At 60.2% G+C, this 18,760-nt stretch carries 19 protein-coding genes; 9 read left to right on the forward strand and 10 right to left on the reverse strand.

Translation table 11 applies throughout. The annotated features are described in order from the left end of the window. Nucleotides 1–50: 50 nt before the first annotated feature. The 3 genes from EIY72_RS01995 to EIY72_RS02005 all read right to left on the reverse strand — a co-directional run bounded on the left by EIY72_RS01995 (nt 51) and on the right by EIY72_RS02005 (nt 2,236). Nucleotides 51–953 carry a hypothetical protein gene (locus EIY72_RS01995; protein WP_132680097.1) on the reverse strand — a complete coding sequence of 301 codons (903 nt, stop codon included), beginning with the start codon at nt 951–953 and terminating at the stop codon, nt 51–53. 306 nt (nt 954–1,259) lie between these two features. Continuing rightward, nucleotides 1,260–1,619: a PilZ domain-containing protein gene (locus tag EIY72_RS02000; protein WP_093226293.1), complete on the reverse strand. Its 360-nt coding sequence runs from the start codon at nt 1,617–1,619 to the stop codon at nt 1,260–1,262. 233 nt (nt 1,620–1,852) lie between these two features. Beyond that, nucleotides 1,853–2,236: a tetratricopeptide repeat protein gene (locus tag EIY72_RS02005; RefSeq protein ID WP_093226296.1), complete on the reverse strand. Its 384-nt coding sequence runs from the start codon at nt 2,234–2,236 to the stop codon at nt 1,853–1,855. A 173-nt stretch (nt 2,237–2,409) separates the two neighbouring features. Between EIY72_RS02005 and pyk the strand changes: the two genes are divergently transcribed. Next, entirely contained in the window at nt 2,410–3,861 is a 1,452-nt protein-coding gene (pyk, locus tag EIY72_RS02010; RefSeq protein ID WP_093226299.1) for a pyruvate kinase, read from the forward strand. Between the two features lie 112 nt (nt 3,862–3,973). Here pyk and EIY72_RS02015 read toward each other — a convergent pair whose 3' ends face one another. Genes EIY72_RS02015 through EIY72_RS02025 form a run of 3 tightly spaced genes read right to left on the reverse strand, consistent with a single transcriptional unit; the run spans nt 3,974 to nt 6,787 of the window. After that, nucleotides 3,974–4,723, reverse strand: coding sequence for an enoyl-CoA hydratase-related protein (locus EIY72_RS02015; RefSeq protein ID WP_093226302.1), 750 nt, complete (start codon nt 4,721–4,723; stop codon nt 3,974–3,976). 29 nt (nt 4,724–4,752) lie between these two features. Then, nucleotides 4,753–5,688, reverse strand: a complete 936-nt coding sequence (locus tag EIY72_RS02020) for an iron-sulfur-binding ferredoxin reductase (RefSeq protein WP_093226305.1) — start codon at nt 5,686–5,688, stop codon at nt 4,753–4,755. Next, nucleotides 5,681–6,787, reverse strand: a complete 1,107-nt coding sequence (locus tag EIY72_RS02025) for a GGDEF domain-containing protein (protein WP_093226308.1) — start codon at nt 6,785–6,787, stop codon at nt 5,681–5,683. Before EIY72_RS02025 ends, EIY72_RS02020 begins: the two co-directional genes overlap by 8 nt. A gap of 446 nt (nt 6,788–7,233) precedes the next feature. Here EIY72_RS02025 and EIY72_RS02030 point away from each other — a divergent pair, with 446 nt between their 5' ends. The 5 genes from EIY72_RS02030 (at nt 7,234) to EIY72_RS02050 (ending at nt 13,615) form a co-directional block, all read left to right on the forward strand. Next, nucleotides 7,234–8,757, forward strand: a complete 1,524-nt coding sequence (locus EIY72_RS02030; protein WP_085689500.1) for a fumarate hydratase — start codon at nt 7,234–7,236, stop codon at nt 8,755–8,757. Between the two features lie 142 nt (nt 8,758–8,899). Next, nucleotides 8,900–10,666: a sensor histidine kinase gene (locus EIY72_RS02035; RefSeq protein WP_093226310.1), complete on the forward strand. Its 1,767-nt coding sequence runs from the start codon at nt 8,900–8,902 to the stop codon at nt 10,664–10,666. Then, a complete protein-coding gene (locus tag EIY72_RS02040) occupies nt 10,660–11,985 on the forward strand; it encodes a sigma-54-dependent transcriptional regulator (RefSeq protein ID WP_093226313.1) in 1,326 nt (441 codons plus the stop codon). The genes EIY72_RS02035 and EIY72_RS02040 overlap by 7 nt, the downstream gene beginning before the upstream one ends. Before the next feature lie 51 nt (nt 11,986–12,036). After that, complete coding sequence (locus EIY72_RS02045) at nt 12,037–12,237, forward strand: hypothetical protein (protein WP_093226316.1); 201 nt, start codon at nt 12,037–12,039, stop codon at nt 12,235–12,237. A gap of 58 nt (nt 12,238–12,295) precedes the next feature. Then, the gene (locus EIY72_RS02050; RefSeq protein ID WP_093226319.1) at nt 12,296–13,615 is read left to right on the forward strand and encodes an MFS transporter; all 1,320 of its coding nucleotides are present in this window, start codon (nt 12,296–12,298) and stop codon (nt 13,613–13,615) included. 66 nt (nt 13,616–13,681) lie between these two features. Here EIY72_RS02050 and EIY72_RS02055 read toward each other — a convergent pair whose 3' ends face one another. Continuing rightward, nucleotides 13,682–14,437, reverse strand: a complete 756-nt coding sequence (locus EIY72_RS02055; protein ID WP_093226323.1) for a COG4705 family protein — start codon at nt 14,435–14,437, stop codon at nt 13,682–13,684. 200 nt (nt 14,438–14,637) lie between these two features. On the opposite strand from EIY72_RS02055, the gene EIY72_RS02060 reads away from it, so the two are divergent. Beyond that, nucleotides 14,638–14,871 carry a hypothetical protein gene (locus EIY72_RS02060; RefSeq protein WP_093226326.1) on the forward strand — a complete coding sequence of 78 codons (234 nt, stop codon included), beginning with the start codon at nt 14,638–14,640 and terminating at the stop codon, nt 14,869–14,871. Between the two features lie 147 nt (nt 14,872–15,018). Continuing rightward, the gene (locus EIY72_RS02065) at nt 15,019–15,648 is read left to right on the forward strand and encodes a flavin reductase family protein (protein WP_093226329.1); all 630 of its coding nucleotides are present in this window, start codon (nt 15,019–15,021) and stop codon (nt 15,646–15,648) included. Here the strand turns inward: EIY72_RS02065 and EIY72_RS02070 are convergent, their stop codons facing one another. Together EIY72_RS02070 and EIY72_RS02075 are read right to left on the reverse strand one after the other, a co-directional pair. Further along, nucleotides 15,649–15,879 (reverse strand): hypothetical protein, encoded by a 231-nt coding sequence (locus EIY72_RS02070; RefSeq protein WP_093226331.1) that lies wholly within the window; start codon nt 15,877–15,879, stop codon nt 15,649–15,651. It abuts the gene before it with no gap. Nucleotides 15,880–15,920: 41 nt separating this feature from the next. After that, entirely contained in the window at nt 15,921–16,274 is a 354-nt protein-coding gene (locus tag EIY72_RS02075) for an antibiotic biosynthesis monooxygenase family protein (protein ID WP_093226334.1), read from the reverse strand. Nucleotides 16,275–16,612: 338 nt separating this feature from the next. On the opposite strand from EIY72_RS02075, the gene EIY72_RS02080 reads away from it, so the two are divergent. Next, nucleotides 16,613–17,542, forward strand: coding sequence for an AraC family transcriptional regulator (locus tag EIY72_RS02080; protein ID WP_093226337.1), 930 nt, complete (start codon nt 16,613–16,615; stop codon nt 17,540–17,542). 149 nt (nt 17,543–17,691) lie between these two features. On the opposite strand, the gene EIY72_RS02085 is transcribed toward EIY72_RS02080, so the two are convergent. Next, nucleotides 17,692–18,747 carry an ABC transporter ATP-binding protein gene (locus EIY72_RS02085; protein ID WP_093226340.1) on the reverse strand — a complete coding sequence of 352 codons (1,056 nt, stop codon included), beginning with the start codon at nt 18,745–18,747 and terminating at the stop codon, nt 17,692–17,694. Between the last annotated feature and the right edge of the window lie 13 nt (nt 18,748–18,760).

Below are 18,760 nucleotides of genomic sequence, written 5' to 3' on the forward strand. Positions count from 1 at the left end.
CTGGATATTCACAGCGTCCAAAAGTCCAAAGCGTGGGCCAGGTTCCCTGTTCAGCTATTGTCCTTATCCACAAGTAAAGCTGACTTGGCTGCGATCAAATTGAAAGTAACTGGCGCACTTGGCGCAGACGGATATCCTTGAAAGCCTTGAACCGCCTTGATTGTATATTTCCCCTTACCTAGATCAAGGTCGACATTCCAAAAACCGTCATACACATTAGCATTTGCTATAAGAACACCATCATCATCAGTTAGAAAAACCACACTTGCGCCGACAAGACATGAACCAGCCAACAACAATTTCCCTTCAGGCAGTTCGTCGCCATTCTGTGGCATGAGAATCTCAGGCGGTGGTGGAACAGCTACATCCGTTCGAAAGTTAGCCGCAACATATATTGATGAGATCCCTCCTAACGTTTGGTTGACATACACACTTTTGAACCCTTTTCCCCAATCACGAGCAATATGCCATGAAGAGCCGGAAACAACCGCATCACCGGAAACGCCTGTCTGGGTTTCCACATAGCTGACCTTCGCCCCCGGAATTACACCATCACCCTTGACCTCAATGATACCCTCGGGATGACTAGAGTGAGCAGGTGGTGCAGTAACTCGTAGCATGGGTAACGTTGGCGCGTCCTCCATTCGCAAAGTCCCCGATTGAGCCCAGTGGCTATAAATACTAGCAACAGACTGGTACTGAATTCTGAAATAGAAATTCTTCCCCGGAGTGGTTAGGTCAGCAGGCATATCAAAACCATGCAACATTGGCCCCCATCCCGGCGCCGTTGTTACCTTACGGATCAACCTGCCATCAAGTTCATAAAAGTAGATATTACATTTAAAAAATGGAATAGGGATCATTGCCCCAACAGTGAAGCCTCGTCCAACCCCCCCTGAACGGGGACTTATAGAACTCGGTGGTGGCAAAATTTCCATTCTCTCACTGATCATGATTTCCCTCACTTTTGCGGTTCGTGGAATATTCCACGTATTACTTTTAGCAAATAATCAACTGAGGATTAACCTGACAGAAATGACAGTTCCGATGAATGGCCATCCATGCCAAAGCAAGCAGCTCGACAGTTCGAAGCCGCTTCCAAATAAAGACATTGGAGCCAAGCTGGCATGCCCGCGTAACCACTCCGAGCAGGCGGTGATGGTGAATGACCAGAACTCATTGTTCTCAGGCCACGCAACAACAGACTCGCTGAGTGAATTGAAACAATCTCAATCACGATTTGCGTGGCTGCCTGCCACTTACACCGAAGCCGGCAACGGCAGAAAACTGAAGTACTGGCGCAATGCCTCCACCAGTTGCCCATACTCCGGAGGCGCCCGTTGCAGGCTGAACCCGGCGTCATAGTGATGAGGGGTTGCGTCTTCATGACACCACAGGCAGCACGCGCGCAGATCAATGGCCTGCGTGCGGCCATCACTGACCGGTATCTTCAGGCGCAAATCGAAATCGGCGCCGATCATCATCGGTAATTGACTGATCAGCATCAGTCCGTCTTCGGAAACGTTGCCCAGATACCCTATGGGTTTGTCAGTGATTCCGTTGAAGACTTTCAGGAAGTACGGCAGTTGGTGACGCTCGATCCGTCGGTCGGTAAACATGAGAAATTCGCCATGCAAGGCCCTTAAGCAGAGCCGCACTACTGCTCCGGAACGGGTCTGCCTGGCAAGGTGCCCGCTCTCTCTGTTCCCGGTGCGCCAGTCCTTGCAGCGCTGAGTCTTGCCAATGCCGGTCACAGATGTTGCCCCGGATTCGAGCGGTCGGGCTGCAAATCCGGTTTCTTCGACTATAGCTCACCCACGCCGGTGAGCCAGCCATCAGATGATAACCGCCATCAGAACTGGGTCGGTTTGACCGCCGAGGCACTGCGGGTCGGGTAATGGCCCAAGCTCTCCAGGGTTTCGATCCGGGCGCGGGCGCGGTAGGCATATTCGCTCTGCGGGTACGAGGCCATGATGAACTGATAGGTCTGCACCGCGTCGACAAACATCTTCTGCCGCTCCAGGCACTGACCGCGCATCATCGAGACTTCCGGCCATACATAAGGGCGTGCACGGCTGTCGCGCTCGACCTTGGACAGCTCCAGCATCACCTGCTCGCAATTGCCCCGGTCATAGGCGCTGTAGGCATTGTTCAAGTGATGGTTCATGGCCCAACGGGTGCAGCCGGTGGCACTGAGGGCACCGACGGCAAGGGCAGCAACGAGTACGAATCGCATGGGGAAAATCTCCTGTCTTGAACGCTGTATCGACCTGTGGGGGAAAATCTTCAGGCGTGCGCACGCAAAGTTGCAACGTTCAATAAAGAAAGTATTAAGTAGTGCAAACGAACAATGACTACAACTTCGGAGCATAGTAGCCTCACTCAGCGCTTGAACTCAGGAGTCTTTGCATGTCCGTCCGTCGTACCAAAATCGTAGCCACCCTTGGCCCGGCCAGTAACTCGCCGGAAGTTCTCGAACAGCTGATCCTGGCTGGCCTGGACGTTGCCCGCCTGAACTTCTCCCACGGCACCCCGGACGAGCACAAGGCTCGCGCCAAGCTGGTGCGTGACCTGGCGGCCAAGCACGGTCGCTTCGTCGCCCTGCTGGGTGACCTGCAAGGCCCGAAAATCCGTATCGCCAAGTTCGCCAACAAGCGCATCGAGCTGAAGATCGGTGATCAATTCACCTTCTCCACCAGTCATCCGCTGACCGAAGGCAACCAGCAAGTGGTCGGCATCGACTACCCGGACCTGGTCAAGGACTGCGGCGTGGGCGACGAGCTGCTGCTCGACGACGGCCGCGTAGTGATGCGTGTCGACACCGCCACTGCCACCGAACTGAACTGCACCGTGACCATCGGCGGTCCGCTGTCGGACCATAAAGGCATCAACCGTCGCGGCGGTGGCCTGACCGCACCTGCCTTGACCGACAAGGACAAGGCGGACATCAAGCTCGCCGCGGAAATGGAAGTCGACTACCTCGCCGTGTCCTTCCCCCGTGACGCTGCCGACATGGAATACGCCCGTCAACTGCGCGACGAAGGCGGTGGTACCGCCTGGCTGGTGGCGAAGATCGAACGCGCCGAAGCCGTGGCCGACGACGAAACCCTCGATGGCCTGATCAAGGCGTCGGACGCTGTGATGGTTGCCCGTGGCGACCTCGGCGTGGAAATCGGCGACGCCGAGCTGGTCGGTATCCAGAAGAAGATCATTCTGCACGCACGCCGCCACAACAAGGCGGTGATTGTCGCGACCCAGATGATGGAGTCGATGATCCAGAACCCGATGCCGACCCGCGCCGAAGTGTCCGACGTGGCCAACGCCGTGCTCGACTACACCGACGCCGTGATGCTGTCCGCTGAATCCGCCGCTGGTTTGTACCCGCTGGAAGCCGTGCAGGCGATGGCGCGTATCTGCGTCGGCGCCGAGAAACACCCGACCAGCAAGACCTCCAGCCACCGTATTGGCAAGGAATTCACCCGCTGCGACGAAAGCATCGCGCTGGCGACCATGTACACCGCCAACCACTTCCCGGGCGTGAAGGCGATTATCGCCCTGACTGAAAGCGGCTACACCCCGCTGATCATGTCGCGTATCCGTTCGTCGGTACCGATCTACGCGTTCACCCCGCACCGTGAAGCCCAGGCTCGTGCCGCGATGTTCCGTGGCGTGTACACCGTACCGTTCGACCCAGCTTCCCTGGCTCCGAACGAAGTCAGCCAGAAAGCCATCGACGAGCTGGTCAAGCGCGGCGTCGTGGAGAAAGGCGACTGGGTCATCCTGACCAAGGGCGACAGCTACCACACCACCGGTGGCACCAACGGCATGAAGATCCTGCACGTGGGCGACCCGCAGGTCTGAGTGACCCGCTGAAAAACGAAAGCCCCGCCATGTGAATGGCGGGGCTTTTTGCTTTCTGATCCTGAAGGTGTGTTGTCTGGTCGGGCCCTTTCGCGGGCAAGCCAGTTAAAACTCAATGCCGATTGATAAACCCGGACAACGCCGCCATCGCCTCCGGCGAACGCAACCGTTGGGTAAACAAGGCGCCCTCTTCCTCGATCACCTTGCGCAGCACTTCCCGATCCGGGGCCTTCATCAACTGCTTGCTGATGCGCACCGCCTCCCTCGGCAGTGAATCGAAGCGCAAGGCCATCTCCCGCGCCCTGGCCAACGCCTCTTCGCCGCTGCCCAGCGCTTCACTGGCAATCCCCCAGGCCGCAGCCTGTTCGCCATTGAAACCCTCTCCAAGCAACAACAATTCAGCCGCTTTGGCGTGCCCGAGCAAGCGCGGCAAAATCAGGCTGGAACCAAACTCCGGGCATAAACCGAGGTTGACGAACGGCATGCGCAAGCGCGCATCGCGGGCCACGTAGACCAGATCGCAATGCAGCAGCATCGTTGTGCCAATGCCGACGGCAGCCCCTGCCACCGCGGCGATCAGCGGTTTGCGGCACTCAAGCAGGTTGAGCATGAAGTGGAACACCGGGCTGTCGAGATTGCTCGGTGGCTGCTGGATAAAATCAGCAATGTCGTTGCCGGCGGTGAAACACTCGCTGGAACCTGTGATCAGCACTGCGCTGATGTCCGGGTCACTGTCGGCCTGCTTCAAGGTTTCGGCCAAATGAGAATACATCGCCCGGGTCAGGGCGTTTTTCTTGTCCGGGCGATTCAAACTCAGGGTCAGCAAACCGCGTTCACGTTCAACTCGGATGGCATCGGTCATGGCAGGTCTCGCGTCTGGGAAGTCAGCGCTCAACCACGGGGCAGGAACACATCGGCCAGCAGTTGATTGCGCGGCAGTCCCGCCAGGTACAGGCGCCGGGCAAAGGCATCGACACTGTCGGGGGCTCCGCAGAGTAAGGCCAGGGTTTGCCGGGAAACAAGCCGCAGTTGCGCCAAAGCCGCAGGCAGCTCGGCCGGGGTCCACAGCTCGATGCTGAGATTCTCGCGACCGTCGGCCATGGCCTGCAGGGGCTTGGCCAGATAATGCTCATCAACATCATGGGCCAGGTGAATGACCCGGATAGCGCCCTGGTGATTGTGCCGCAACGCTTCGCGCAAGACGCCAAACAAGGGCGCCAGCCCGGTGCCCGCCGCCATCAGCCAAAGCGGTCGAATCTGCCAGTCGGGGTCGTAATGCAGGGCCCCTCCCCGCAGCTCGCCAAGACGGATCGGATCGCCGATGCGCATCTGCCTTGCCGCATCGCTGAACGCGCCAGGCTCACGACAATCGAGGTGAAACTCCAGATAGCGTTCTTCTTGCGGCAAGCTGGCGAGTGAATACGGCCGCGCCACATTGCCCGCCCACAACACCAGATGCTGGCCGGCGCTGTAACGCAACGGGCGCTGTGGAATCACCCGCAAACGCAGGACCGTCGCGCTTAGCCAATCGACGGCGGCGATCTCGGCCGGGCGGCCATCGAGTTGCGGATCAAAGGCATGCACCTGCAAGTCTTCGACGACCTGGCACTGACACGCCAGGCGCCAGCCCTGCTCGCGCTGATCCGCACTCAAGGCATCCGGCCGGTTATCGCTCGGCTGTCCTTGCACGCATTGCACCAGGCACGCATGGCAACTGCCGGCGCGACAGCTGTAAGGCACCGACACGCCGTTCTGATTCAGCGCATCGAGCAGGTTGCTGCCTGATGCCACCGACCATTGTCGGTCACCGACCCGCAGCTCAGGCATCGACGTTCTCCCAGGCTGCCGCGCAACGGTTGCGACCATCACGCTTGGCGCGATAGAGCGCCTGGTCGGCCCGCTGCAAGGCATCGTCCAGGTCATCGCCCAGTTCGAGCAAAGTCATGCCGGCCGACAGGCTGAGGTTGCGTACATTCAGGCCGACCATCTCGACATCGGTAAAGGCGATGCGCAACCGCTCACAACAGGCGGTCAGGCGCTCGGCGTCACAATCGGGCAACAACACCACGAACTCTTCACCGCCGTAACGTGCCAGTACATCACCGTCTCGCAGGCAGGCGGTGGCGACACCGGCAAAGGCCTGCAACACCTGGTCGCCGGCGGCATGGCCGTGCACGTCGTTGATACGCTTGAAATGGTCCAGATCGATCAACGCCAGACCATGCACGACACCCAACTCCATGGCGCCCAGCTCGCGAGAGGCCAGGCGCAGGAAATGCCGGCGATTGAACAGACCTGTCAATTCGTCGGTGGCCACCAGGTCTTCCAGTTGCCGCATCATGCCGCGCAAAGTGTCCTGGTGGGCCTGCAAGGCAAATCGCCGCTGGCGCATACGATGCCGCGAAGCCTGCACATAACGGGCGTACAGAACCAGCCAGACCAGCACGATCAGCAGCACGCAAACCTGCAAGGCCGCCATCGCCGGGTCCGCCAGTTGGAAATGGTAAGCGTCCCACAAGGTGATCGCGCTGAAGCTGAAGAACACCAGCAGCGCACAACGGACGAAGGCGCGGCGTGATAAATGGAACAGGCCAAATAGCAGGATCAGGATGTAAAACACCAGGAATGCACCCCGGGCCTCATCCAGATTGGCAATCAGCCAGGTTTGCCAGGCCAGCCCCAGCAACACTTGCACCTCGGTCAGGCTGGGGTCGGCCAGGCGCAGGTTGAAGCCGCTGTAAAACACCGCGAACAAGGCCGCCTGGCTGATCACCACCAGTGCGCTGCCGACGGCGACACCCGACAGGGGCTCATCGTAGTGGCCGGTAAAATACGCCAGCCACAGCAGTACAAGGGCCAGCGCATAGGTGCCGGCCGCGAGGGCAAAGCGTTTGAGCAACAGTCGCTGGATGGCGTTATGGGTCAATCGATGACTCACCAAATGAAAGGAGACTGACAGAGCGTCCTACTCTACAGGCCGTATGTCACTTTAGTGGCGCGGTTGGAAAATGACCATTCAATTTTCGACAGTCGTTAGCCGTCCTCATCCTGTGGCGAGGGAGCTTGCTCCCGTTCGACTGCGAAGCAGTCGTTAATCGTCTATGGAGTGCAGGGTCGCTTCGCGCCCCAACGGGAGCAAGCTCCCTCGCCACAAAAGCAATACACCGCTGCTTGCCGCTTCAAACTGTGCTTATGCGACCAACGATTGACTACCGGCGGGTGTGCCCTTGAGCGAGGCGCGGTATACTGCCGCGCCTTTTTAGCGTCGCGCCAGCATGCCCGGCGTGCCTTGAAAGGTGCTTGCAACCGACCGATGCACCCAAGCTGCAAGCACCTTATTGAATGTTCCCGTCTTTTAGAGGAGCGCGACTCATGACCGTGATCAAGCAAGACGACCTGATTCAGAGCGTTGCCGACGCCCTGCAGTTCATTTCCTATTACCACCCCGTGGATTTCATCCAGGCGATGCACGAAGCCTACCTGCGCGAAGAATCGCCGGCAGCCCGTGACTCGATGGCCCAGATCCTGATCAACTCGCGCATGTGCGCCACGGGTCACCGTCCGATTTGCCAGGACACCGGCATCGTCACCGTGTTCGTGCGTGTCGGCATGGACGTGCGCTGGGATGGCGCCACCATGAGCCTGGACGACATGATCAACGAAGGCGTTCGTCGCGCCTACAACCTGCCGGAAAACGTCCTGCGTGCCTCGATCCTCGCCGACCCGGCGGGCGCTCGCAAGAACACCAAGGACAACACCCCGGCCGTTATCCACTACTCCATCGTTCCGGGTAACACCGTGGAAGTGGACGTGGCGGCCAAGGGCGGCGGTTCCGAGAACAAGTCGAAAATGGCCATGCTCAACCCGTCCGACTCGATCGTCGACTGGGTACTCAAGACCGTTCCGACCATGGGCGCCGGCTGGTGCCCACCGGGCATGCTCGGCATCGGTATCGGCGGCACCGCCGAGAAAGCCGCGGTGATGGCCAAGGAAGTGTTGATGGAGTCCATCGACATCCACGAGCTCAAAGCCCGTGGCCCGCAGAACCGCATTGAAGAAATGCGCCTGGAGCTGTTCGAGAAGGTCAACCAGCTGGGCATCGGCGCCCAGGGCCTCGGTGGCCTGACCACCGTGCTCGACGTGAAGATCATGGATTACCCGACCCACGCCGCTTCGTTGCCGGTGTGCATGATCCCCAACTGCGCCGCCACCCGTCACGCGCACTTCGTGCTCGACGGTACTGGCCCGGCCTCGCTGGAAGCGCCACCTTTGGACGCCTACCCGGAAATCGTCTGGGAAGCCGGTCCGTCGGCCCGTCGTGTCAACCTCGACACCCTGACCCCGGAAGACGTACAGAGCTGGAAGCCGGGCGAAACCGTCCTGCTCAACGGCAAGATGCTCACCGGTCGCGACGCGGCGCACAAGCGCATGGTCGAGATGCTGAACAAGGGTGAAACCCTGCCGGTGGACCTCAAGGGTCGCTTCATCTACTACGTCGGCCCGGTTGATCCGGTCGGTGACGAAGTGGTGGGCCCTGCAGGTCCGACCACCGCAACGCGGATGGACAAGTTCACCCGTCAGATCCTCGAGCAAACCGGCTTGCTGGGCATGATCGGTAAATCCGAGCGTGGTCCGACCGCGATCGACGCGATCAAGGACAACAAGGCCGTATACCTGATGGCCGTCGGCGGCGCCGCTTACCTGGTCGCCCAGGCGATCAAGAAGTCCAAGGTGCTGGCGTTCGCCGAACTGGGCATGGAAGCGATCTACGAGTTCGAGGTCAAGGACATGCCGGTGACCGTTGCGGTCGACAGCAAGGGCGAGTCCGTACACATCACCGGTCCTGCCATCTGGCAGCAAAAGATCAGTGAAAGCCTGGCCGTCGAAGTGCAATAAACCGCACTGAAGCCAGTTGAAAAAACCGGTTTGTCGGCAACGACAGACCGGTTTTTTTTCGTCTGCCCAGCGCTACGGCAGCGAGAGAAGAACATCGCACATGCTATGGTGCTCCCCCCTATTTCTGCCTGTTGCACTTCGTATGCTGCCGACCTCCCGTTCCCTGCGCCTGGCGCTCTATACCCTGCTGATCATCGCCGGAGCCGCCATCGCCGCCAGCCTGGCCATGCGTCACGCCGTGCGTCAGTCAATGGTCGAGGACGCAGCCCGCGCCAATCAGCAATTGGCCCTGTACGCCACATCGTTGCACACGCTGATCGAGCGCTACCGGGCCCTGCCCGCCGTGCTCGCGCTGGACCCGGAACTGCGCTCGGCGCTCAAGGGACCGGTCAGCGCTGAACTGCAGGACGCACTCAACCGCAAGCTGGAAAAAATCAACGGCGCCGCCGAGTCCTCGACCCTGGAACTGCTCGACCGCAACGGCCTGGCCATCGCCGCCAGCAATTGGCGCCTGCCCAGCAGTTACGTCGGCCACAACTACGGTTTTCGCCCCTACTTCAGCCAGACCCGCACCCAGGGCACCGGGCGTTTCTATGCCGTCGGCGTGACCAGCGGCATTCCGGGGTACTTCCTGTCCAGCGCGGTGACCGATGACGACCAGCAGTTCCTTGGTGCCATGGTGGTCAAGCTGGAGTTTCCCGAGCTTGAGCGTGAATGGCGCCAAGGCAGCGACACTCTGCTGGTCAGCGATGCCCGCGGGATCATTTTCATCGCCAATCAGCCGGGCTGGCGCTATCGCCTGCTCAAGCCTCTGGACGACAGCGACCATGCCGAACTCAAGCGTACTCGCCAATACGACAAGCAACCGCTGACGCCGCTGGATTTTCAATCCCTGCGCCGCTTCGACGACAACAGTGACCTGGCGCGAGTCGATGGCCCGGATGGCAAGACCGACTACCTGTGGGAATCCCTGCCCCTGACTGCCGAAGGCTGGACCCTGCACCTGCTGCGCAAGCCGCAGATGGCCTTCGAAGACAGCCGCAACGCCGCGCTGGCCGCTGCCGGCCTGTGGCTGACCCTGGTGTTTCTGCTGCTGTTTCTCAACCAGCGCTGGCGCCTGGCTAAGATGCGCCAGCGCAGTCGCGAAGAACTCGAACTGCTGGTCGAAGAACGCACCCGTGACCTGCGCACGGCACAGGAAGGCCTGGTGCAATCCGCCAAGCTCGCTGCGTTGGGACAGATGTCCGCTGCCCTGGCCCACGAGATCAATCAGCCGCTGACCGCGCAACGCATGCAACTGGCGACGCTAAGGCTGCTGCTCGATCACGGTCGGGTCGATGACGCCTACAAGGCGCTCAAGCCTGTGGATGAAATGCTCACGCGCATGGCAGCCCTGACCGGTCACCTGAAAACCTTCGCCCGCAAAAGCCCCAGCGGCCTGCGCGAACGACTGGACCTGGCGACAGTGGTCGACCAGGCCTTGCAACTGCTCGATACCCGACTGCGCGACGAACAGGTCAGCACCGTCCTGCACCTGACACGTCCGGCCTGGGTGCGTGGCGATGCCATTCGCCTCGAACAGGTGCTGATCAATCTGCTGCGCAATGCGCTGGATGCCATGCAGGACAAGCCCTGCAAGCGTCTGGAAATCCGCCTCGAAGCCGACGAGCAATTGTGGCGCCTGAGCGTGATCGACAACGGTGGCGGCATCGCTGAAGAACATCTGCCCAAGGTGTTCGATCCGTTTTTCACCACCAAACCGGTGGGCGACGGCCTGGGCATCGGGCTGGCAGTTTCCTTCGCCATCGTCCACGAATCCGGTGGGCGCCTGAGCGCCGACAATCACGACAAGGGTGCGGTGTTCACCCTGACCCTGCCCATCGACCTGGAGGTGCCTGCGCCATGCTGAACTCGGTGATGGTAGTCGACGATGAAAGCAGCATTCGCAGCGCCGTCGAGCAATGGCTGAGCCTGTCGGGATTCGAGGTGCAGCTGTTCAGCCGTGCCGATGAGTGCCTGGCGCAACTGCCAAAACACTATGCCGGGGTGATTCTCAGCGATGTACGTATGCCCGGCATGAGCGGCCTGGAACTGCTGGCCGAAGTACAGCGCCGCGACGCCGACTTGCCGGTGATCCTGCTGACCGGTCATGGCGATGTGCCGATGGCTGTGGATGCCATGCGTGACGGTGCCTACGATTTTCTCGAAAAACCCTTCAGCCCCGAGACCCTGCTCGGCAGCCTGCGTCGTGCCCTCGACAAACGCCGGCTGGTCCTGGAAAACCGCGCCTTGCACGAGCAGGCGGACCACCGCGCCAGGCTCGATGCGACGTTGCTGGGTGTCTCCCGCGGCCTGCAAACCTTGCGGCGGCAGGTGCTGGACCTCGCGTCGTTGCCGGTCAACGTGGTGATACGCGGTGAAACCGGCAGTGGCAAGGAACTGGTCGCTCGCTGTCTGCACGACTTCGGGCCACGGGCCGACAAACCCTTTGTCGCGCTGAACTGCGCAGCGATTCCCGAGCAACTGTTCGAAGCCGAGCTGTTCGGTCATGAGAGTGGTGCCTTCACCGGCGCCTCCGGCAAACGCATCGGCAAGCTTGAATACGCTGACGGCGGCACGCTGTTTCTCGATGAAATCGAAAGCATGCCACTGGCGCAGCAAGTGAAACTGCTGCGGGTGTTGCAGGAGCAGAAGCTCGAGCGCCTGGGTTCGAACCAAAGCATTCGCGTCGACGTGCGGATCGTTGCCGCGACCAAACCGGATCTGCTGGATGAAGCGCGGGCCGGACGTTTTCGCGAAGACCTGGCCTATCGGCTGAACGTCGCCGAACTGCGCCTGCCGCCATTGCGCGAGCGCCGTGAAGACATACCGTTGTTGTTCGAAACCTTTGCCCAAGGTGCAGCCGAGCGTCTGGGACGTCGGTTTCCACCGTTGAGCGGGCCACAGCTGAGCCATCTGCTGAGCCATGACTGGCCGGGCAATGTGCGCGAGCTGGCGAATGTCGCCGAACGACAGGTACTGGGGCTGGACGAGCCGGCACCTGTCGGCATCGAGCCCGGGCAATCACTGGCCGCACAGCAGGAAGCTTTTGAAGCGCAATGCCTGCGCGCCGCATTGACCCGGCACAAGGGCGATGTGAAGGCCGTGCTTGAAGAGCTGCAACTGCCGCGACGCACCTTCAATGAAAAGATGCAGCGGCATGGGCTTGCCCGTGAGATGTTCCTGTAGCGTCAGGACCGGCCTCATCGCGAGCAAGCCTGCTCCCATAATGACCGTGCGATGCCCGATTTCGAAGGCACCCAGGAAATCTGTGGGAGCGAGCTTGCCCGCGATGAGGCCAGTTCAAACAACAAAAAGCCACAGCTGCAAATAAGCAACTTTCCGCTCACCACTTACGAAAAACAAGCGGATTTCCGCTCATTAAAACGCCTCACCCCCTCTAAACCGGCCCTCTCCCCGTTGGCACAGCTCCTGCTATAGCCCTCGCAGGCTGCGTTTCAACGCGCTCCACAAAAACAAATAAACGAAGGATCCTTCAATGGATAACTCCAATACCCTGCCCACTGGGTCGGCTGCCGTGTCCGCCGCACCCCGAACCACCTCCAGCCGCATCAAGTCGATTTTCAGCGGTTCTGTCGGCAACATGGTCGAGTGGTACGACTGGTACGTCTACGCCGCGTTCTCCCTGTACTTCGCCAAGACATTTTTCCCCAAGGGCGACACCACCGCACAACTGCTCAACACCGCCGCGATCTTCGCCGTCGGCTTCCTGATGCGTCCGATCGGCGGCTGGCTGATGGGCCTGTACGCCGACAAGGTCGGACGTAAAAAAGCGCTGATGGCCTCGGTGTACCTGATGTGCTTCGGTTCGCTGTTGATTGCCATCAGCCCAGGCTACGAAGTCATCGGCATCGGTGCGCCGATCCTGCTGGTGTTTGCGCGCTTGCTGCAAGGCCTGTCGGTCGGTGGCGAATACGGCACCTCGGCCACTTACCTGAGCGAGATGGCGACCAAGGAACGTCGTGGTTTCTTCTCCAGTTTCCAGTACGTGACCCTGATCTCCGGCCAGCTCATCGCGCTGGGCGTACTGATCGTCCTGCAAAACCTGCTGACCACCGAACAGCTGTACGCCTGGGGCTGGCGCATTCCGTTCGCCATCGGCGCGCTGTGTGCCGTGGTGGCGCTGTACCTGCGTCGTGGCATGGAAGAAACCGAGTCGTTCACCAAGAAGGAAAAAGCCAAGGAAAGCGCGATGCGCACCTTGATGCGTCATCCTAAGGAACTGTTGACCGTGGTCGGCCTGACCATGGGTGGCACCCTGGCGTTCTACACCTACACCACTTACATGCAGAAGTACCTGGTGAACACCGTCGGCATGAGCATCTCCGACTCCACCACCATTTCCGCCGCCACCCTGTTCCTGTTCATGTGCCTGCAACCGATCATCGGCGGTCTGTCGGACAAGATCGGTCGTCGTCCGATCCTGATCGCCTTCGGCGTGCTCGGGACGATTTTCACCGTGCCGATCCTGATGACCCTGCACACCATTCAAACCTGGTGGGGCGCGTTCTTCCTGATCATGGCTGCACTGATCATCGTCAGCGGCTACACCTCGATCAACGCCGTGGTCAAAGCCGAACTGTTCCCGACCGAAATCCGCGCGTTGGGTGTCGGCCTGCCGTATGCACTGACCGTATCGATCTTCGGCGGCACCGCTGAATACATCGCGCTGTGGTTCAAGAGCATCGGCATGGAAACCGGTTACTACTGGTATGTCACCGCGTGCATTGCCGTGTCGTTGCTGGTGTACATCACCATGAAAGACACCCGCAAGCACTCGCGGATTGTCACTGACTGATCGTCACCATCGATACTGGCTGTACCGGCCCATCGCGGGTTTACCCGCGACGGGCTCACCTCGATATCAGGTCAACTCGGCAACCTGACGTTTGCCGAACCTGTTCTGCGCGTACGAAGCCCCCGCAATCAACACCACCAGAATCCCCGCCAACACCAGCGAAGAACCGACAGTGCCGAAATCCAGGCCACCCTTTTCATGGGGCTTGGTCAGGAAGTCGCCCAGCGTCGCGCCGAATGGGCGAGTCAGCACAAAGGCCACCCAGAACAGCACCACCGACGAAATTTTGGTGAAGTACTTGAGCAACACCACGACGGCTATGGTCGAGCCGATCAGCAACGCGCCGCCGGCAAAGCCGAGGCCGGAATCGTCCGCCAGGTAATCGCCGAGCGCGGTGCCCAGGGTGTTGGAAAACAGAATGGCCATCCAGTAGAACATCTCGCCGCGGAAGGTCTGCACCTTGGTCACGTTCAGCGAATCGCCGCTCAGGCGCCAGGCGGCAAAGATCCCCAACAGAATCGCGATCAGGATCATCGAGCCAGTGGCGTACCCCAGGCCCAAGGTGCGGTCCATGAAATCGGACATGGTGGTGCCGGCCGTGCTGGTCGACAGGATCACGATCCAGTACAGCACCGGCTTGTAAGTCTTCGACATCAACTGCGTGACCAGGGTCAGCACAAACACGCTGATCAGGATCAGCGAGCTGACGGCATAGCCGACGTTGAGGGTCATCGACAGCAGGTCACCGGCGGTTTCCCCCAGGGTCGTCGCGCAGATTTTCATCACCCAGAACGCCAGGGTGATTTGAGGCAATTTGTTCATCGCGGGAAAAGCTCCAATGGTCGTGGCGGCCGAACTCTCGATTTCGGCCAGCGCGCAGACTGGCGGCCCGGCAGTGAAAAATGGGTCGGGGCTTTATGAAAAATCTGTCACGAAGGCAAAAAACCGAATTAATCACCAATTAATGCGCGCCGCCCACCCTGTAAATGTGCAACGTCGCCACTGAAACAGGAGTGACCACCATGAAAACCCAACTGTTCCTCGCCCTGGCCCTGAGCGTTCTGGCCGCCAATACCTTCGCCGCCGATGGCTACGACAAGACCGGTTCGGCCACCTTCGAGTCCGGCGCCAGCGCCGCCATCCAACAATCCCGTTCGGGCACCTATGCCTCGGACGGTTTTGACAAAACCGGCACCGCAGGCGCCATTGCTTCCGATGGTTTCGATAAAACCGGGACGGCCGGTGCCATCGGCTGATCGTGGAGAAACACCCACAGCCCGGCTTCGGCCGGGCTTATTCTTTTTGCGCAGTGATGAAAGTGTCCTGTGATCGTCGTCTGACTGGAAAACCGCGGCGCTTGCTTGCACCATGGTCTCCCACAGCACGAACCCAGGAATGCCTCCATGCCCGACGACATCCACTTCTATGAACCCGCCAACGGTCACGGCTTGCCGCACGACCCGTTCAACGCCATCGTCGGCCCGCGTCCCATTGGCTGGATCTCATCACAGGATGCCGAGGGCCGCTTGAATCTCGCGCCCTACAGCTTCTTCAACGCCTTCAACTACATTCCGCCGATCATTGGTTTTTCCAGCGTCGGGCGCAAAGACAGCCTGAACAACATCGAGCAGACCGGTGAATTCGCCTGGAACCTGGCAACCCGGCCATTGGCCGAGCAGATGAACCAGAGCTGCGCGATGGTCGGGCCAGAGGTCAACGAGTTCGAACTCGCCGGGCTCACACCTGCCGCGTCGAAAGTCATTCAGGTACCACGGGTGGCCGAAAGCCCGGTGTCCTTCGAGTGCAAGGTCACGCAGATCATTCAGTTGCAACGGGCGGACGGCAACGTGGTGCCGAGCTGGCTGATCCTCGGCGAAGTGGTCGCCGTGCACATCGCCAAGTGGCTTTTGAAGGATGGGGTTTACGACACCGCCGCGGCAGAACCGATTCTGCGCGGCGGCGGGCCAGCGGACTACTTCCAGCTGGGGCCTGAGGCATTGTTCAAGATGTACCGCCCGGGGGCGGTGAAGTGATCACCAGAGCAGGTCGGTGTTTTCCTGCACGTCCTTGAGGTGGGTCAGCTCCTTGGCCGCCGCCAGATCGGCTTCGTGGGCGGTCTTGAAGATCTGCCCGTCCAGCACTTTATGAAAGCGCGGGGCGCCGGAACCACCCAGTGCTTTGACGGCGATGGCGGCGTGGTATCCACCCTCACCCGGTACTACAGCAGATACAGCTTCGAAGTGTTCAAAGGCTTTGCGTGCCATGTGGCGAATCCTGGCTGGTTGAGAATGCCATCATTAAACCCTCAACCAGCCAGTTTGTGTACCGGGGCCCCGGACTCATGCACGGCTTGAATGGCCGACACTTCCCTGAAGGTATGGAAATCCAGGCTGTTGACCACCAGCTCTTGCACCAGCTCGGCGAAAATCTGCATCGCCGGGGTGCTGAAATACGCGGTCATGGCCTGTTGATGAGTCCAGAAACCGGAGACCAGCCACAACTCCGGGTCGCACTGGGACTGCTGCAAGACAAAGTTCAGGCAGCCTGGCGCGTCGCGAGAAGGTTCGATCAGGGCACTGAGGCGTAAACCCAGCTCCGCTGAACGCCCGGCGCGCGCACGAACGAAGGCCATATGACTGACGGGGATGTGCTTTGACATGTTCAACCCTCCCGGGGAGTCGCGTGGCAGCCGGGGGACGGGCTGCGACAGGATCAAAGGTTAAGGGCCGCCGCGTCTGGGTCGTTAGTCAATTTCTGCCGGCGCGTTGCACAATCCTGCGAAACTGCGCGCAGTGGATGTAACGGCCAGTCAAATCCTGTCATCGTTGCGTCACACGGGTTTCAAGCAAGTTTGCCCCATCAGGGGCCGTCATAGCGGCACCGTCGGTCGAGCCGGTGCAGAATCAGGCAAGCATTTGACAGGATGTGTCTACCACCGCCCATTGCACAAACTTATGCTTTGCCTCCATCACCCCTGCCTTGCCGAGGATGCCGCGCATGTCGTCTTTCGATCAAATTGAAGTGCCGCTGGACATCGACATGGAAAAGCAACGTGCGGAACTGGCGGCAATCATTCGCCGAAACACCGCCGAAGACGGCAACTATGCAACGGCCGTCGACTCGCTGTTCATGTCGCGCCACAGCAAATCCCACGACTTCAGCCCGGGCCTGGCGCAGCCGGCGCTGTGCATCATGGCCCAGGGGCGCAAGGAAGTGCGGCTGGCGGACGAGTACTTCAACTACGACCCATTGCACTATCTGGTGGTCTCGGTATCGATGCCCTTGAGCGGGCGCATCGTCGACGTATCGGCAGAGGAGCCGATCCTGTCCCTGCGCCTGGACATCGACCCGACGGAAATCACCGCCTTGATCGCCGACGCAGGACCACTGGGCGTACCGACCCGGCCGACCGGGCGCGGCTTGTATGTCGAACGGCTCGACACCGCGATGCTCGATGCGGTGCTGCGCCTGGCGCGACTGCTCGACACCCCGAAGGACATTGCCATGCTCGCACCGTTGATCCGCCGGGAAATTCTCTATCGGTTGTTGCGCAGCAAACAGGGCCATCGTCTCTACGAGATTGCCGTTGCCAACAGTCAGAGCCATCGGGTCAGTCAGGCGATCAAATGGCTCAATGGCAACTTTGAGCAACCGTTGCGCATTGATGATCTGGCCAGGGAAGTGAACCTGAGCGTGTCGACCCTGCACCACCGGTTCAAGGCGATGACAGCCATGAGCCCGTTGCAGTATCAGAAGCAGTTGCGCCTGCAGGAAGCGCGGCGGTTGATGCTGGCCGAAGGGCTGGAGGCTTCGGCGGCAGGTTATCGCGTGGGGTATGAAAGCCCTTCGCAATTCAGCCGGGAGTACAGCCGTTTGTTCGGCGCGCCGCCGTTACGGGATCTGGCGCGGTTGCGGCTGTCGGTGTGAGCGGGTTTCTTTGTAAACAGTGCCGGCCCCTTCGCGAGCAAGCTCGCTCCCACAGTTGATCGGTAGCGGTCACAGGTTTTGTGAACACTGGAGATCCAATGTAGAAGTGAGCCTGCTCGCGATCAGGGCCGGCAAGGCCTACATCTGGGTCAGGCCCCGAGAACCCGGCAAGCCTCCGCCGGCAAGGTCACCGACACCGGATTGCCAATGCTCAGACCAATGTCCTGACACGGCGTACTCAACGCGGTAAAGGTCACGCCGGAACACTCCACCGTCGTCTCGATGGTCGCGCCGATATCGCGCACGAAGGTCACCTTGCCCAACAAGCGGTTGCCCGCCGTTGCCTGCGGCGCCGACAGCTGCAAATCTTCCGGACGAATCAGCATCTTCACCTTTTCACCTACCACAATGCTGCTGCAGATCGGCACTTGCAGGGCGTCACCGCCCGGCAAACCGACTTTGCCGTCACCCAGTGCCGTGGCCGGGAAGATGTTGCCCGAACCGATGAAGTCGGCGACGAATTCATTGGCCGGGTGCCGGTAGATTTCGATCGGCGTACCCACCTGCTGCACCTTGTGCTCACCCAGCACGACGACGATATCGGCCATGGTCATGGCTTCACGCTGATCGTGGGTGACCATGATGGTGGTGATGTTCAGGCGCTGTTGCAGTTGGCGGATCTCGACCTGCATCGACTCACGCAACTTGGCGTCGAGTGCCGACAGCGGCTCGTCGAGCAAGAGGATCTTCGGGTGCGAGGCAATCGCCCGGGCAATCGCCACGCGCTGGCGCTGTCCACCGGACAACTTGGCCACCGGCCGGTTGATCATCGGCTGCAACTGAATCAGTTCCAGCAGTTCCACCACCCGCGCCTGCTGATCGGCCTTGCTCACCCCACGCAGCTTCAGCGGATAGGCAATGTTCTCGCCCACGGTCATGTGCGGGAACAGCGCCAGGGACTGGAAGACCATGCCGAAGTTACGCAAGTGCGCCGGGGTGTTGCCGATGTCCTCGCCATCCAGGCGAATCTCGCCGCCGGTCAGGGTTTCCAGCCCGGCGATCATGCGCAGCAGGGTGGTTTTGCCGCAGCCCGAAGGCCCGAGGAAACACACCAGCTTGCCTTCCGGCAAATGCAGGTTCACATCCTTTACCGCGCAGGCCGAGCCGTAATGTTTCTCGACGTTTTCCAGAATCAGACCAGTCATGTTGCACCTCAAG

It is taken from the genome of Pseudomonas vancouverensis (assembly GCF_004348895.1).
In the GTDB taxonomy this organism is placed as follows: Bacteria; Pseudomonadota; Gammaproteobacteria; order Pseudomonadales; family Pseudomonadaceae; genus Aquipseudomonas; species Aquipseudomonas vancouverensis.

Bases quoted from the DNA above. Each gene is read 5' to 3' on its own strand.
- EIY72_RS02070 (WP_093226331.1), bottom strand. From the start codon at position 15,879: ATGGCACGCAAAGCCTTTGAACACTTCGAAGCTGTATCTGCTGTAGTA.
- pyk (WP_093226299.1), top strand. From the start codon at position 2,410: ATGTCCGTCCGTCGTACCAAAATCGTAGCCACCCTTGGCCCGGCCAGT.
- EIY72_RS02085 (WP_093226340.1), bottom strand. From the start codon at position 18,747: ATGACTGGTCTGATTCTGGAAAACGTCGAGAAACATTACGGCTCGGCC.
- EIY72_RS02020 (WP_093226305.1), bottom strand. From the start codon at position 5,688: ATGCCTGAGCTGCGGGTCGGTGACCGACAATGGTCGGTGGCATCAGGC.
- EIY72_RS02075 (WP_093226334.1), bottom strand. From the start codon at position 16,274: ATGTCAAAGCACATCCCCGTCAGTCATATGGCCTTCGTTCGTGCGCGC.
- EIY72_RS02040 (WP_093226313.1), top strand. From the start codon at position 10,660: ATGCTGAACTCGGTGATGGTAGTCGACGATGAAAGCAGCATTCGCAGC.
- EIY72_RS02000 (WP_093226293.1), bottom strand. From the start codon at position 1,619: ATGTTTACCGACCGACGGATCGAGCGTCACCAACTGCCGTACTTCCTG.
- EIY72_RS02005 (WP_093226296.1), bottom strand. From the start codon at position 2,236: ATGCGATTCGTACTCGTTGCTGCCCTTGCCGTCGGTGCCCTCAGTGCC.
- EIY72_RS02045 (WP_093226316.1), top strand. From the start codon at position 12,037: ATGCCCGATTTCGAAGGCACCCAGGAAATCTGTGGGAGCGAGCTTGCC.
- EIY72_RS02050 (WP_093226319.1), top strand. From the start codon at position 12,296: ATGGATAACTCCAATACCCTGCCCACTGGGTCGGCTGCCGTGTCCGCC.
- EIY72_RS01995 (WP_132680097.1), bottom strand. From the start codon at position 953: ATGATCAGTGAGAGAATGGAAATTTTGCCACCACCGAGTTCTATAAGT.
- EIY72_RS02060 (WP_093226326.1), top strand. From the start codon at position 14,638: ATGAAAACCCAACTGTTCCTCGCCCTGGCCCTGAGCGTTCTGGCCGCC.
- EIY72_RS02015 (WP_093226302.1), bottom strand. From the start codon at position 4,723: ATGACCGATGCCATCCGAGTTGAACGTGAACGCGGTTTGCTGACCCTG.
- EIY72_RS02055 (WP_093226323.1), bottom strand. From the start codon at position 14,437: ATGAACAAATTGCCTCAAATCACCCTGGCGTTCTGGGTGATGAAAATC.
- EIY72_RS02030 (WP_085689500.1), top strand. From the start codon at position 7,234: ATGACCGTGATCAAGCAAGACGACCTGATTCAGAGCGTTGCCGACGCC.
- EIY72_RS02080 (WP_093226337.1), top strand. From the start codon at position 16,613: ATGTCGTCTTTCGATCAAATTGAAGTGCCGCTGGACATCGACATGGAA.
- EIY72_RS02035 (WP_093226310.1), top strand. From the start codon at position 8,900: ATGCTGCCGACCTCCCGTTCCCTGCGCCTGGCGCTCTATACCCTGCTG.
- EIY72_RS02065 (WP_093226329.1), top strand. From the start codon at position 15,019: ATGCCCGACGACATCCACTTCTATGAACCCGCCAACGGTCACGGCTTG.